This is a genomic window from Microbacterium sp. HD4P20, assembly GCF_019449275.2.
In the GTDB taxonomy this organism is placed as follows: domain Bacteria; phylum Actinomycetota; class Actinomycetes; order Actinomycetales; family Microbacteriaceae; genus Microbacterium.
Genome location: NZ_JAHZQZ020000012.1, coordinates 539906 through 554201, shown reverse-complemented (window position 1 = coordinate 554201; position 14296 = coordinate 539906). Strand labels below are relative to the sequence as shown.

The 14296-nt window shown below is 68.2% G+C and carries 17 protein-coding genes; 8 read left to right on the top strand and 9 right to left on the bottom strand.

Features of this window, described 5'->3' with window-relative positions:
- Nucleotides 1–24 precede the first annotated feature (24 nt).
- The 6 genes from K0817_RS07610 to K0817_RS07585 all read left to right on the top strand — a co-directional run bounded on the left by K0817_RS07610 (nt 25) and on the right by K0817_RS07585 (nt 5079).
- A complete protein-coding gene (locus K0817_RS07610) occupies nt 25–867 on the top strand; it encodes an ABC transporter ATP-binding protein (protein WP_219980756.1) in 843 nt (280 codons plus the stop codon).
- The gene (locus tag K0817_RS07605) at nt 864–1538 is read left to right on the top strand and encodes an ABC transporter permease subunit (RefSeq protein ID WP_219980755.1); all 675 of its coding nucleotides are present in this window, start codon (nt 864–866) and stop codon (nt 1536–1538) included. The genes K0817_RS07610 and K0817_RS07605 overlap by 4 nt, the downstream gene beginning before the upstream one ends.
- Nucleotides 1535–2260, top strand: coding sequence for an ABC transporter permease (locus K0817_RS07600; protein ID WP_219980938.1), 726 nt, complete (start codon nt 1535–1537; stop codon nt 2258–2260). The genes K0817_RS07605 and K0817_RS07600 overlap by 4 nt, the downstream gene beginning before the upstream one ends.
- A gap of 27 nt (nt 2261–2287) precedes the next feature.
- Nucleotides 2288–3187, top strand: coding sequence for an ABC transporter substrate-binding protein (locus K0817_RS07595; RefSeq protein WP_219980754.1), 900 nt, complete (start codon nt 2288–2290; stop codon nt 3185–3187).
- 374 nt (nt 3188–3561) lie between these two features.
- Entirely contained in the window at nt 3562–3765 is a 204-nt protein-coding gene (locus K0817_RS07590) for a cold-shock protein (RefSeq protein ID WP_026059428.1), read from the top strand.
- 204 nt (nt 3766–3969) lie between these two features.
- Nucleotides 3970–5079 (top strand): acyl-CoA desaturase, encoded by a 1110-nt coding sequence (locus K0817_RS07585; protein ID WP_219980937.1) that lies wholly within the window; start codon nt 3970–3972, stop codon nt 5077–5079.
- Here K0817_RS07585 and K0817_RS07580 read toward each other — a convergent pair.
- Complete coding sequence (locus K0817_RS07580) at nt 5064–5468, bottom strand: hypothetical protein (RefSeq protein ID WP_219980753.1); 405 nt, start codon at nt 5466–5468, stop codon at nt 5064–5066. The genes K0817_RS07585 and K0817_RS07580 overlap by 16 nt on opposite strands.
- 208 nt (nt 5469–5676) lie before the next feature.
- On the opposite strand from K0817_RS07580, the gene K0817_RS07575 reads away from it, so the two are divergent.
- Entirely contained in the window at nt 5677–6132 is a 456-nt protein-coding gene (locus K0817_RS07575; RefSeq protein WP_219980752.1) for an SRPBCC family protein, read from the top strand.
- 61 nt (nt 6133–6193) lie between these two features.
- Here K0817_RS07575 and K0817_RS07570 read toward each other — a convergent pair whose 3' ends face one another.
- From K0817_RS07570 to K0817_RS07540, 7 genes are all read right to left on the bottom strand, one after another.
- Complete coding sequence (locus K0817_RS07570) at nt 6194–6814, bottom strand: TetR/AcrR family transcriptional regulator (RefSeq protein ID WP_219980751.1); 621 nt, start codon at nt 6812–6814, stop codon at nt 6194–6196.
- The gene (locus tag K0817_RS07565; protein ID WP_219980750.1) at nt 6811–7578 is read right to left on the bottom strand and encodes a tyrosine-protein phosphatase; all 768 of its coding nucleotides are present in this window, start codon (nt 7576–7578) and stop codon (nt 6811–6813) included. Before K0817_RS07565 ends, K0817_RS07570 begins: the two co-directional genes overlap by 4 nt.
- Complete coding sequence (phnE, locus tag K0817_RS07560; protein ID WP_219980749.1) at nt 7575–8420, bottom strand: phosphonate ABC transporter, permease protein PhnE; 846 nt, start codon at nt 8418–8420, stop codon at nt 7575–7577. Before phnE ends, K0817_RS07565 begins: the two co-directional genes overlap by 4 nt.
- Nucleotides 8404–9228, bottom strand: coding sequence for a phosphonate ABC transporter ATP-binding protein (locus tag K0817_RS07555; protein ID WP_219980748.1), 825 nt, complete (start codon nt 9226–9228; stop codon nt 8404–8406). Before K0817_RS07555 ends, phnE begins: the two co-directional genes overlap by 17 nt.
- Nucleotides 9228–10136: a phosphate/phosphite/phosphonate ABC transporter substrate-binding protein gene (gene phnD, locus K0817_RS07550; RefSeq protein WP_219980747.1), complete on the bottom strand. Its 909-nt coding sequence runs from the start codon at nt 10134–10136 to the stop codon at nt 9228–9230. The genes K0817_RS07555 and phnD overlap by 1 nt, the downstream gene beginning before the upstream one ends.
- Nucleotides 10137–10260: 124 nt before the next feature.
- Nucleotides 10261–11100, bottom strand: coding sequence for an endonuclease/exonuclease/phosphatase family protein (locus K0817_RS07545; protein WP_219980746.1), 840 nt, complete (start codon nt 11098–11100; stop codon nt 10261–10263).
- Nucleotides 11101–11179: 79 nt separating this feature from the next.
- On the bottom strand, nt 11180–11920 hold the full coding sequence (locus K0817_RS07540) for a sulfurtransferase (RefSeq protein ID WP_219980745.1): 741 nt from the start codon (nt 11918–11920) through the stop codon (nt 11180–11182).
- Nucleotides 11921–12034: 114 nt separating this feature from the next.
- Here K0817_RS07540 and K0817_RS07535 point away from each other — a divergent pair, with 114 nt between their 5' ends.
- A complete protein-coding gene (locus tag K0817_RS07535) occupies nt 12035–12247 on the top strand; it encodes a hypothetical protein (RefSeq protein ID WP_219980744.1) in 213 nt (70 codons plus the stop codon).
- 392 nt (nt 12248–12639) lie between these two features.
- Here the strand turns inward: K0817_RS07535 and K0817_RS07530 are convergent, their stop codons facing one another.
- Nucleotides 12640–14064 carry an amidase gene (locus tag K0817_RS07530; RefSeq protein WP_219980743.1) on the bottom strand — a complete coding sequence of 475 codons (1425 nt, stop codon included), beginning with the start codon at nt 14062–14064 and terminating at the stop codon, nt 12640–12642.
- Nucleotides 14065–14296 lie beyond the last annotated feature (232 nt).

Sequence of the window (14296 nt, the reverse complement as noted above, 5' to 3'; positions counted from 1 at the left end):
CTGGAATCCCGCCGAAAGGACAGCATGGCGATCGAATTCCGGGCGGTCTCGAAGCGATTCGGCGATGGAACGCTCGCTGTCGATGACTTCAACCTGGTCATCCCCGCCCATAAGACGACGGTCTTCGTCGGCTCCTCGGGGTGCGGCAAGACGACTCTCCTGCGCATGATCAACAGACTCGTCGAACCCACCGGCGGGCAGATCACGATCGACGACGAGCCCATCGCCGATCGTGACCCGGTCACTCTGCGGCGGGGCATCGGCTACGTGCTGCAGAACGCCGGCCTGCTTCCCCACTTCTCGGTGATCGACAACATCGCCACCGTCCCGGTCCTCTCGGGTGTCCCTCGTCGGCAGGCGCGCGCGCGAGCCCTGGAGCTGATGGATGTCGTCGGCCTCGACCGCGGGCTCGCTGCGCGCTATCCGAGCCAGCTGTCCGGCGGGCAGCAGCAGCGGGTAGGCGTCGCGCGCGCGTTGGCGGTCGACCCCAACATCCTGCTGATGGACGAGCCCTTCGGCGCTGTGGATCCGATCGTGCGCAAGGAGCTGCAGACCGAGACCCTGCGGCTGCAGGAGGACCTCGACAAGACCGTCGTCTTCGTCACCCACGACGTCGACGAGGCGTTCCTGCTGGGCGACCAGGTCGTGATCCTCGAGAAGGGCGCACACATCGCCCAGGTCGGCACGCCGAGCGAGATCATCGAGAACCCGGCGAGCGACTTCGTCGCGGAGTTCATCGGCGCCGAGCGGGGCGCGCGGGCCCTGCATCGCAAGCAGACCCCGCACGGAACCGTGCTGGTGGACGGCGCGGGGCGCACGCAGGGCGTTCTCGTCGAGGACGGCGCGCTCGTGGAGGACACCGCGTGAACTGGGTTCTCGACAACCTCGACCTGATCGGCGGGCTGACGGTGGATCATCTCCGCCAGAGCAGCATTGCGATCGTGCTGGGGTTCGTCGTCTCGCTCCCGATCGGCTGGGCCGCGTTCCGCTATTCGAAGCTGCGGGGACCGGTGCTCACCATGGTGGGGCTGCTGTACACGATCCCTTCGTTCGCCCTGTTCTTCGTCGTTGCGGCTCTGCTCGGCGTACCCGCCCGCTCCGACCTCAACCTGATCGCCGTCCTGGCCATCTACGCCGTCGCCATCATGACGAGATCGGTCGCTGACGGTCTGTCATCGGTGGATGCGACCACCCGCGGCGCCGCGGTCGCCGTCGGCTTCGGGCCGTGGCGCCGCTTCTGGAGAGTCGACTTCCCGCTCGCCGGACCCGTCATCCTCTCCGGGTTGCGGGTCACGGCGGTCTCCACGATCTCACTCGCCACCGTGGGAGTCCTGGTCGGCGTCCAGAACCTCGGGTACCTGTTCACGAACGGCTATCAGCGTCGCATCCTCGCCGAGGTGTTCGCCGGCGTTGCGGCGGTGGTGATCATCGCCCTCGTCATCGACCTGCTGCTGGTGCTGCTCGGTCGAACACTCATGCCGTGGTCGCGTCGCGCCGCGATGCCTCCCCGCCGGCGATCGCGCGTGGTGACCGCATGAATCTCTTCGCCGAGGCGTTGGCGTGGATCTTCTCGCCCGAGCAGCTGACGGGGTCGCTGCCCCTGCCGGAGGCGATCCTCCAGCATCTCGCCTTCACCTTCTTCTCGGTGCTGATCGCCGCGGTGATCGCCGTCCCGATCGGCTGGCTCATCGGGCATACCGGTCGAGGGCGCGAGATCGCTGTGTTCCTCTCCGGCGCCGCGCGGGCACTGCCCGCGCTGGGGCTGGTCACCCTGCTCGTGATGCTCATCGGAGTCACGCTCAAGACGGAGGCCGCGATCGTCGCCTTCGTGCTGCTCGCCATTCCCTCGATCCTCGCCGGCGCGTACGCCGGCATCGAGGCCATAGACCGTTCGGTCATCGACGCCGGAAGAGCCATGGGAATGACCGAGTGGCAGATCCTCTTCAAGATAGAGGTGCCTCTTGGACTCTCTCTTCTCATCGGCGGTTTCCGTTCGGCCACGCTGCAAGTGGTCGCGACGGTGACCATCGCTGCCTACGTGGGCCTGGGCGGCCTGGGGTTCTTCATGATCCAAGGCATCAACACCCGCGACTTCCCGCAGGTGCTGGGCGCCTCGATCATCGTCGTCGTTCTCGCACTCGTACTCGACGGTCTCTTCGCACTCCTGGCGCGCTTCGCCGTTCCGCACACCACCGGACCGCGCCCGCGCCGCTCCACCCGCACTCCCGCCCCCACGCTCGTCACAGAGCCTTCCACCTGACCCCCACCCAACCCCGGAGGATCCGAAATGCCCACCACACGCAAACGACTGTCGCTGGCGCTGAGCGCGACCGCTGTCGCCGCGCTGGCACTCGCCGGCTGCGCATCGAGCAACCCGCTCGAAGGCGGCGACACCGGCGATTCCTCGACCATCGTCATCGGCTCGCAGGCCTATTACTCCAACGAGATCATCGCCGAGATCTACGCGCAGGCGCTCGAAGGCGCCGGGTTCGACGTCGACCGGCAGTTCAACATCGGCCAGCGGGACGCCTACATCCCGTCGCTCGAGGACGGCTCGATCGATCTCTTCCCCGAGTACACCGGCAACCTGCTGCAGTTCTTCGATCCCGAAGCGACCGCGACCACCTCGGAAGACGTCTACGCCGCCCTGCAGGAGGCACTCCCCGAGGGCCTCACGGTGCTCGACCAGTCGTCGGCCACCGACCAGGACTCCTACAACGTCACCGCGGACTTCGCCGCGGAGCACAGCCTCACCTCCATCGGCGACCTCGCCGGCATCGAGGGTCTGGTGCTGGGCGGTGCGCCCGAGCTCGAGGAGCGCCCGTACGGACCGACCGGGCTGCAGGACGTCTACGGCGTGACCGTCGCCTTCGAAGCGACCGCCGACACGACGGTCGACGAGCTCGTCGCCGGCAACATCCAGGTGGCCAACGTCTACAGCGCCGACCCGCGCATCGAGACCGAGAACCTCGTCACCCTCGAGGACCCCGAGGGACTGTTCCTCGCCTCGAACGTGGTGCCGGTCGTGAACGCCGACATCGCCGACGAGATCTCGGATGTCATCAACGCCGTGAGCGCGGCGCTCACCCCCGAGGGGCTTGTCGCGCTGAACGTGCAGTCGACGGTCGACCAGCGCTCCGCCGACGACATCGCGGCCGACTGGCTGGCCGAAAACGGCCTGGACTGATCCGATCTCGCGTGCGACGGTGCCCGAGCCCCCGGCTCGGGCACCGTCGTGCACAGCGAGTGACGTCCGCACCGCAGGGCGTGCTACGCTGGCGATTGCCCAATCGGGTCACCGCGTCGAAAAGCCTCTGCCTCACTGTGGAGAAGCAGACCGCCTGACGCCCGACCGCCGCAGCACAACCGGCTCCCTTCCCCTCGACTTCCGCGCACGAGCATCACGACGCCGGCGCATCTCCCCGAAAGATCTCATAACCTTCGTCACAAGACTTGCCGCGTCGCATCCGTCCGCACGCGTGCTCCCGATGTCCGTTCCGAACAGGTTGGAACGGCACCCCTGGTCGCTTACGCGGCCCGAAAAGTAAAAGGAAAGACACGATGGCCACTGGCACCGTGAAATGGTTCAACTCCGAGAAGGGCTACGGCTTCATCGCTCCCGATGACGGCTCGGCCGATCTCTTCGCACACTTCAGCGCGATCACCGGCGAGGGCTTCAAGGAGCTCCGTGAAGACCAGAAGGTCGAATTCGACGCCGAGCGCGGTCCGAAGGGCATGCAGGCAGCCAACATCCGGCCGCTCTGATCCCCTGATCTCTCGTCAGCCCGGGATGGCATTGCCATCCCGGGCTGTCGTGTGTCTGGGTAACCCGCGGGCCTGATCAGTGGCTGGGAGTCGCGACGTATTCCCGTCGCCCCATGTGAGGGCGCGTAGCCTGGCATAAGCGATCGGCAACCGCCTTTGGCTTCCCGAGGCCAACGCGGTCCCCGATCGAAACCAGGTCCCGTCATCTCCTCCACCACCACCCTCGAGCCCCGGCTCGGACCCGTTCGCCAGACTTATGCCGGAACAGCGGAGTTCCCCCCCATCGCCCGGGCCTATACCGACGTCTCGCAGATCGTACGAGAGACAGGCCTGCTGCGTCGCACCCCCTGGTTCTACGGCATCGTGGGTACGGTGCTGGCTCTCGCCTTCGCCGGCTGCGTCGCGGGATTCATCCTGCTCGGCGACAGCTGGTTCCAGCTGTTCATCGCTGCGGCCCTCGGCATCCTGTTCACGCAGGTCGCGTTCCTCTCGCACGAGGCCGCGCACCGGCAGATCCTGACTTCTGGACCGGCCAACGACCGCCTCGCTCGCATTCTCGGCAACGCCGTCGTCGGCATGAGCTACTCGTGGTGGGCCACCAAGCACACGCGGCACCACGCGAACCCGAACCGGGTCGACAAAGATCCCGACATCGAGATCGACACCATCTCGTTCCTCGAGACGGATGCCGCGAGCGCCCGCGGACTGCGCCGGTTCATCACGAAGCGCCAGGGATGGCTGTTCTTCCCGCTCCTGACGCTCGAGGGACTGAACCTCCACGTCATCGCCTTCAAGCATCTCTTCAGTCGCGAGCCGGTCAAGGGCCGCTGGGTCGAGCTGGCGATGCTGGTCGCGCGCTTCGGCGTGGTCTGGACGCCCGTCTTCCTCTTCCTGCCGCTCGGCATGGCCTTCGCCTTCCTCGGCGTTCAGCTCGCGGTCTTCGGCGTCTACATGGGCGCGTCCTTCGCTCCCAATCACAAGGGCATGCCGATCATCGCCAAGGACGCGAAGCTCGACTTCTTCAGCAAGCAGGTCCGCACCTCCCGCAACGTGTCTGGCGGTTGGTGGGCCACGTGGATGATGGGCGGGCTCAACTACCAGATCGAGCACCACCTGTTCCCGAACATGCCCCGACCGCACCTGGCTCGCGCCCGCGAGATCGTGCGCGACCACTGCGAGACGCTCGACGTGCCCTACGTCGAGACGACGATGTGGAAGTCGTACGGCATCGTGATCGACTACCTGAACCGCGTCGGTCTGGCAGCCCGCGATCCGTTCGACTGCCCGATGGCCGGGACCTACCGCCGGGTCTGAGCTCCCCCGAGCCTGCGACCGGGCAGGAGCAGTCCGGCGATGACGCGGAGGTCGTCCTCGTCCTCGTCGTCCTCGCGCAGCTCGGTCAGGAGCGATCGCACCAGCCCGGCGTAGTCGGGGAACCGATGGCTCGGCCGCGCTTCTTCCACCGACCACATCACGAAGGTGCCGTCAGCGTCTGCGAACGCACTGTCGATGCCGCACGACCACAGCGGCACGAGACCGGGTGACCGCTCGACCAGCGACCATGCTGCCGGATGCACGGACTGCGCACGAAACCGCAGAGCGGGGTGCACCGCCGTGCCTCCCTCGGTCGCGATCGTCGCGATGACGGCGGGCAGCGCCAGCTCACGGATCGTCGCGGCGAGGGGCTCGTCGATGGCGGACATGCGGTCACCATACGGACCACACCTCGCCGCGCGGAGCGCGACCGGCGTGGTGACCCGAAACGTCATCGGATGTTCCGGCTCGCGACATCCGTTATCCCGGACGCCCCTTCCCGGTCAAGGGGGTGGGGTCGGCGGGCGACGCCGACGATGCTGGTGTCATCGTACAAAGCCCATCCGACGCCCGGCGTCCGGGCGAGAGGAGACAGCCATGACTCAGATCATCGAAAGCATCGACGTCGACGTGCCGGTCACGATGGCCTACAACCAGTGGACGCAGTTCGAGAGCTTTCCCAACTTCCTCGACGAGGTCGAGTCCATCACGCAGCTCGACGACACCCACCTGCGATGGAAGGTCCGGGTCGGCATGTTCACGCGCGAATTCGACGCCGAGATCACCGAGCAGCACCCCGATGAGCGTGTCGCGTGGCGCAGCGCCGGCGGCGACACCGCTCACGCCGGAGTTGTGACCTTCCACAAGCTCTCCGACACCAGTTCACGAGTCACCGTGCAAATCGATTGGACCCCGTCCGATGCCCTCGAGCAGCTGGGCTCGCTCGTCGGCGCCGGCACGCACGCGGTCAAGAAGGATCTGCGCAACTTCAAGGAATTCATCGAGAGCGCCGACCGCGAGACCGGCGCGTGGCGCGGAGACGTCGAACGCTGATCAGACCCACGCAGGATGAGATCGAGCGGATGCCTCAGCGGAGGCATCCGCTCGATTCCGTTCATCGGGCTTCCATACCGCGCCATGCGATCTCGAGGGCCTGACGGCATCGCGCCTGGACCTCGGGGTCGGTGATCTCGTCTCCGCGGACGACGATCTGGTAGTACACGACTCCAGCCATGAGGTCGAAGCAGCTCGCAGGATCGAGGTCGGAACGCAGCGTGCCGCGATCGATTCCGGCTTGCAGTGCCTTTTCGAGGCTCACCCGGCGACGAGAGACGTGGGAGCGCCAGTACGCCTTCTGCAGCTCTCGATCGGCCATGGCCAAGCGGATCCGCTGCCGGAAGCGCTCTTCCGTATATCCCGAATCGGTGACGGACTGCCCCCCGAGAAAGGACGAGAGGACAGCGTCGCGCAGGTCGCCCGACAGGTCGATGTCGGGCGGGACCGAGCGCCCGACATCGAGCGCGGCCGCTATGAGCGCGGTCATCGACGGCCAGCGGCGATAGATCGCGGCTCGGCTGACCCCGCTGCGCACCACCAGTCGGCTCACCGTGACCGGCACGCTGTCGTCGATGAGACCGAGGGCGGCCCCGATGATCTGGGCGTCGAGCTCCTCGTCGCGGGGACGACCGGGACCGCGGCGCGCCGATGCCTCGGTTGCTGCCTGCAGGATGGTCATACCGCGAGGGCTCGCTCACGAAGCCGCGCCATGGTGTCGTCGCCGAGGCCTGCCGCCCGCAACGGGCCGAGCGCGTCACCGTGTCGCTCGCGCAGGGTGGCCAGCAGCAGGCGCATCGACACGGCCATCGAGCCCTGCATCAGCGAGGACGACGCGTCGACGGCATCCAGGTCGAACCCGAGCGCCTGCCACATCGCCGCCATCACCGGGCGCGTCCGGCGCATGATCGCCGCCATGTTCTCTCCGGTACGTGCATAGTCGGCGACGATCTCCTCGTCGTCGGCACCGAGTACCAGGAGGAGCATCGCGGCGAGCACGCCGGTGCGATCCCTTCCCGCGGCGCAGTGGAAAGCCGTCGCGCCCGGCGTGTAGGCCATGACGTTCAGCGCGGTGACGAGCTGCGGGGCGGCGCCTTCCGTCATGCGCACGTACATCTCACCCATTCCCTCGTGCGAGAAATCGGGGCGACCTTCCGCCACCGATCGCCCGACATCCGCGATGAGCGGCAGATGGTGATAGGAGATGGGATGCCCCGCCAATGGCCCGCGTCCGGTGACGCTCACCTCGAGCGGTGAGCGCAGGTCGATGATCGCGGTAAGCCCCGCGTCGACGAGTCCCGCGGCCACCTCGTCGGTGACATATGCCAAGTCATCGGTGCGGATCGCGAGCCCTTCGCGCAGCACGCCGCCGTCGACGGGGATGCCGCCGAGATCGCGCAGATTGACCGGTGGGCTGAGCTCGAGTTCGGTGAGCGTGGTCGTCATGTGATTCTCCTTCTGATGAATGCGCTGCCCTGATCGATCGCCGTGACGAGCACGATGATGCAGATGACGATGGCGCACAGGTGTCCGTAGTCGTACATGCGCATGGCGGTGGTCAGCTCCAGACCGATGCCGCCGGCGCCGACCAGCCCGAGGATGGTCGCGCCGCGCACGTTGCCTTCGAAGAGCAGCAGCGTGTACGACACGAGGAGCGGCGACGCCTGTGGCAGCACGCCGTACTGGATGAGTTGCCGCTTCGAGGCGCCCACCGCCTCCATGGCCACGAGCGGCCCGCGATCGACCGACTCCATCGCCTCGGCGAACACCTTGCCGATCGAGCCGATCGAGCCGAGCGTCATCGCCAGGATGCCCGCGAAGGGACCCAGACCCACCGCCGAGACGAACATGAGCGCGAACACCAGGTCGGGGACCGAGCGGATGATGTTCATGAGCCACCGGCACGGGTAGTACACCCACTTCGGCGCGATGTTCGAGGCCGCTCCGAACGCGACGACGAGCGAGAACACCGCGCCCAGCACAGTCCCGACGATCGCCATCTGCAGCGTCTCGATGAGGAGCGCGACGATCGTGCCGAAGTCCGAGAAGTCGGGTGGGAAGAGTCGGCCGAGGAACTCGGTGATGTTCACCGCGCCGTCTGCGAGCTTGGCGAAGTTGAACTCCGCGCCGTGGAACGACCAGACCAGCACGACGATCGCGACCGCGATCCCGAGGAGGAACCTCATCCGTGGGATGCGGAACGCGTGCTCGAGCCGTTCGCGTTCACGCGGATCGAGCTGCGGCGCGGGCCCCTTCTCGCGCTGCGGGCGCTCAGCCGTGGTGCTCATGGTCGCTGCCCTCCTCTGCCGACTCGTCGCCATACACGACCGAAAGGGCGTCCGCGTCGAGCTGCGAGGTCGCCGCCGAGACGACGACCTCGCCATGGCGCAGGCCGATCACGCGGTCGCTGTGCGCGAGCGCGAGCGGCAGCACATGCAGGCTCACCAGCACCGGAATGCCGTCCTCCCGTGCGATGCCGCGCAGCAGGGTGAGCACCGAATCGGCGAGCTTGGGGTCGAGGGACGCGACCGGCTCGTCGGCCAGGATGACGCGGGGCTGCTGCATCAGCGCCCTCGCAATCGCCACGCGCTGCTGCTGGCCGCCGCTGAGGGATCGCGCCGGTTCGGCGGCCTTGTGCGCGATGCCGACGCGATCGAGCAGCTCGAGCGCGCGGGTGCGCTGTTCGCGGGTGAAGCCGCCGAGGAGGTTGATCGGTCCGGCATGATGCAGGCCGCCAGCGAGGACGTTCGTCAGCACGCTCAGCCGAGGGAGCAGGTTGAACTGCTGGAAGACCTGCCCGACATGCGCGCGCAGCCGGCGCAGCTCGGCGTGCCGCATCGACGCCACGTCGCGACCGTCGATCCGCACGCTGCCCGTCGTGATCGGGGCGAAGCCGGTGAGGCTGCGCATCAAAGTCGACTTGCCAGAGCCCGAGGCCCCGAGCAGAGCGACGGTCTCGCCCGGAAGCAGGTCCATGTCGACGCCGGTCAGCACCGGTGTGCGATCGTAGGCGACGACCAGGTCGCGCACCGCGACCACGGGACCACCGGCTCCGACGGCACCGCCGGTGGCCGCGGCATCCGTCGTCAGCGTCATCAGCGCAGGTCCTCGAGCTTCACGCCGGCGACCGCGGCGATGTCGACGAAGCCCTGGAACAGCTCCGGCTCGGGAGAGATCGTCGTCTCGCGCCCGATGAAGCCCTCACCCAGCGCGCCGAGCGCCGCGGCGTTCTCGTCCGAGAACACCACCGGAAGGGACTCTTCCAGGAGGGTGCGGGTCTCATCGTCGAGCGACTGACGGGCAAGGACGGTCCCGGCCACCGGCATCGACGGGCTCTCGCCCACTCCCCGCCACTCGCCGTCGGCGAACGGGAAGTAGGGCTCGCCGAGCTGGGTCAGCATGATCGCGGTGCAGGCGGCATCCACCTGTCCCTGCGCGAGGGCCGCGAAACTGCCTTCGTGGCCTCCGGCGAAGACCGCCTCATAGTCCTCGTTCTGCTCGAGGCCCGCTTCATGCAGCATGTACACCGGCATGAAGTACCCCGAACTCGATGCCTGATCGGCGAACGCGACGGTGGCGCCCTCCAGGTCCTCGATCTCGCGGATCGGCGAGTCGTTGAGCACCACGCAGGTCGAGACCGGGGTGTCGTCACCCTTCCACGCGAGGAGGGCGTCGACCTCGCCGGTGTTGACGGCCAGTGCCGACGGGAAGCCGCTCATGATGCCGATGTCGACATGGTCGGCACGAATGGCCTCGACGACGCTGAGGTAGTCGGGCACGTCGGTCACCTCGACCGTGCGTCCCGTCTCGGCCTCGAGCAGCTCGGCGAACGCCTCGATCGGGTTCTCAGCGCTGGGGTCGTCACCGAGCGGGAGGGTGGCGATGGTGATGGGGGCGTCCGCGGGCGCCGACGAGTCGGAGGCGGATGCGGTGGCCTGGCACCCGGTGAGGGCGAGAGCGCTGAGGCCGACGAGAACGAGGACGGGGGCTGCGACGCGGCGCATGGCGGTACCTTCCGGGATGAGGGGGTTATTGGAAGACACTCAAATCCCGGCAGGTGACCGCGAATTACGAGACCGCCGGACTGCGAATGGAACGGAAAGTGAACAGTGCGGCGCGCAGGCAGCGTCAGCGCATCCAGGATGCGCTCGGGGCACTCTCCTCGTGCGGCAGAGGGCCAGCACCAATCGCGATGTCGGCGACCACCGGATAGTGGTCCGACGGCGGCATCCCGTGCGGCTCGTCACGAACGATCCACGCGCGGGTGGCGACCGCCCCCTGCGAACCCGGAAGGTACAGGATGTGGTCGATGCGCCGGTCGTACTGGTCCCTGGCGTCCACCGGCGCGAATCGGTTGGTCGCACTCAACGTGCGGGGGTCGGCGCCGTCATCGGCGGCGTTCCAAGCGTCCTGCAGATGAAGTCCGGCAAGCGGCGGCTGCGAGGGATCGTAGTTCAGATCAGCGATGAGGATGCTCGGGCCGGGGCGCAGCGAGTGACCGTCGCGTGTAAGGCGCTGAAGCTCTTGAACCTGGAGCGCCGTCTCTTCGATCCGCTCCGGCTCCCAGCTCGTGGCGCCCACGACCACGCGCGTCGTTCCGACAGGGTGGGCGACCGTCGCCACGAGGGCCGCGTTGCGTCGACCGTCGGAGGGAAGGTCGACGCTCTCGGCAGACTCGATCGGCCAGCGGCTCACCAGCCCGAGCCCCATCACAGCCCCCGCCTGCGTCTCTTCCTCGACGGGTTCGGGTGCCGGCGGCAGTCCGACCTCGATGAAAGCGGCGTGGCAGTCGAGGGCCTCGGCGAACACGTCGGCCTGCGTGCGGTCCCCCATGCCCCAGCATTCCTGGATGCCCAGCAGGTCCGGCGCAGTGCCGCGCAGCACTTCGAGCAGTCCCGGCTCGCGCTCCCGCCAATTGCCGCCGAACCGCCACCACACGTTCCATGTCATCGCCCGGATGCCGTCCACAACGCGACGCTAGGCGACCTGCGGCTCCGCTCGACAGGGTGTTGACAATGTGCGGTCGCCCGCCTCACCCGAGCCGGTGTCAGGCGAGCGCGGACCGCGGCGCCAGGTCGGACCCGACGGCTTCGCGCTCGTCGAACACGAAGCAGTCGCCCGTCCAGTGCGCGCCGCCGACCTGCTCGAAATAGCCGAGGATGCCGCCTTCCAGCTGGAACGCCTCGACGCCTTCTTCCCGCAGGTATAGGGCGGCCTTCTCGCACCGGATTCCACCGGTGCAATAGCTCACGACGGTCTTGCCCCGAAGATCCGCGGCCGCGGCGGCAGCGGCATCCGGAAACTGGGTGAACCGCTCGAGGCGCCAGTCCAGCGCACCGGCGAACGAGCCGTAGTCGACTTCGAAGGCGTTCCGGGTGTCGAGCACAACGACCTCGCGGCCATCGTCGTCGCGCCCCTGATCGAGCCAGCGCCGCAGCGTCACGGGGTCCACCGCCGGGGCCCGACCCACGTCAGGGCGGATCATGGGATGGTCCATGCGGATGATCTCGCGCTTTACCTTCACGAGCATCCGTCCGAACGGCTGGCGTGATGACCAGCTCTCCTTCGTCGTCAGCTCAGCGAATCGCCGGTCGCTGCACAGGGCGTCGACGAAGCCGCGCACCGCGCGGGGATCGCCGGCGAGAAAGAGGTTGATCCCCTCCTGCGCGAGGAGGATTGTGCCCTTCAGGCCCGCGGCCACGGCACTCTCGCGCATCACCGGGCGCAAGCTGTGCGGGTCGTCGACCCGCGTGAACAGATACGCCGAGACGTTGAGAACGGATGCCACGGCCACCAGCCTAGGCGCGGGCCCCTGCGGTATGGCTCGGCCGTGCGGTAGCTCAGCGTCCGGGCGGGGTCAAGGGCCTCGCCGCGGCACAGGGCCGAGGGCAGTCTGTCGTTCATGACCGACCCCACTCAGCCCCAGCCCGCCCCCGGCACGACGCCCCCTGGTCCGGGCGCGCCCGGTGCGCCGGGTATGCCCGATACGCCGACGCCCAATCCGGAGCGGCCCGGCGAACCCATCGAGCCTGCCGCCCCGTACCCCGACGAGCCGCTCGCACCTCACCCCGAGGAGCCCACCTTCCCGACCCAGCCCGAGACCCCGATGCGCTGACGCGAGGCAACCCCTCCCGACCATGTGGGTCTTCTCCCGACCATGTGGGTCTTCTCACGACCATGTCGGTTTCCCGCCGACCATGTCGATCTCTCGCCGACCATGTCGGTCCTCTCACGACCATGTCGGTCTCTCGCCGACCATGTCGATCTCTCGCCGACCATGTCGGTCCTCTGCCGACCATGTCGTCCTCCGCCGACTATGCCGGGCACACATGCTCGCGTAGAAACACACATGCTCGGCGAGAAGGGGACATGGTCGGCGAGAAACACACATGCTCGGCGAGGGAGGGACATGCTCGGCGAGGGAGGGACATGCTCGGCGAGAAGGGGACATGCTCGGCGAGAAACACGTGGGGCGGTCCGAAGGGGGTGGCGAGACCCGGGTCAGGGTCACGCCGCAGCGGACGAGGGCATGCGGGGTTGGCGTGCCTCGACGTCACGAGCGGCGGCGAAGACGACATCCTCGCCGTACATCGGGCCTACCAGCTGCACACCGGTGGGCATGCCGTCCGCAGCGACACCGGTGGGCAGCGCCAGCGCCGGCAGGCCGAGGAAGTTCACCGCGACGGTCAGCGTCAGATCGCGCCAGGCGCGGTCCGCAGCATCCGTCCCCCCGAGGTCGTAGTCGGGCTCTCGCATGCGCGACGTCGAGACGGGCCCCAGGATGACCGGGACCTCGACCTGAAGTCGCCGCCACTCAGCCGCGATGACAGCATGCCGGGCCCACGCCGCCGCATAGTCGTGCGCCGACTCGTACGGCCGGGCGGCTGCGGTGCTGTCGCGCAGGAACCTGGCCGCCGAACGCCCCAGCGGCCGGCCCAGCGCTTGCGGGTCAAGCGAGACGAGCATGTCGGTGCACGACAGCCGTCGCCAGATCACCGCTGCCTCCTCGAGCAGGGGCAGTTCGAGCTCCACCGCATCCCACCCGGCAGCGACGAGGGATGCCTCGGCTCGGGCAATCCCGTCTGCCACCTCGGGTGCGACCCCGTGGCCGAGCGGGGCGCGCACCACGCCGACGCGGCGGGGCACATCCTCGGGCCGCACGTGCGGAGCGTCGAGCGAGACCGGATCGTCGGCATCCCAACCCGCCATCACGTCAAGGGCAACGGCGAGGTCGTCGACGCTGCGCGCAAGCGGTCCGTTCACTGAGAACTGCTGCAGCGTGAGGGCGACGGGCAGCTCACGCACGGCCGCACGCGGAACCCTGCCCCGCGACGGTCGCAGACCGAACGCCCCGACCGCGTACGCGGGCAGCCGCAGCGATCCGCCGAAGTCATTGCCCAGCCCGACCGCGCTCATTCCGGTCGCCACGGCGACGGCGTCTCCGCCGCTGGACCCCCCGGCGCTGCGCGCCGGATCCCACGGGTTCTGGGTGCGCCCGAACAAGTCGTTGTCGGTGTCCCACCGCATGCCGAAATCGGGCATGTTGCCGCGGGCGATCGGTACGGCCCCGGCATCGAGCACGCGCCGCACGATGGTGGCGTCCGCGTCCGGAACGGCGTCGGCCATACCCCGCCAGCCGTTCGTCGTCGCGGACCAGGTCAGGTCGATGTTCTCTTTGACCGAGATCGGCACGCCCGCGAGCGGTCCGGGGTCACCACCCGCCGCGATCACGGCATCGAGGCGCTCGGCGGTCTCGCGCGCGCGATCGGCGAAGATCACCGTGAGGGCGTTCACCGTCGGGTTGACCCTCGCGATCCGAGTGAGGTGATCCTCGACGACCTCGCGCGCCGATCGCTCACCAAACCGCACCGCCGTGGCGATCTCGCCGGCAGTGGGCAGCTGGTCGGGACGAGGCGTTCGGTCGACAGACATGACGGTCCCATCCCATCACGATCGCGCCGCCGGGCCGGTGCACGCAGCGGCGACCGCCGGCTAGCACGTCATTCGCCGGAGGGCAATCCCCGGGCCGAACGGCAACCGGATAAGTAACCTCTGGAACACCCCACGAACGGAGCGACAGTGGCCCCCACCACCGCGAAGAAGAGCACGACCGCGAGCAAGACGACGGCGAGCAAGAGCAGCGCCCGCTCATCGGCCGGCACCG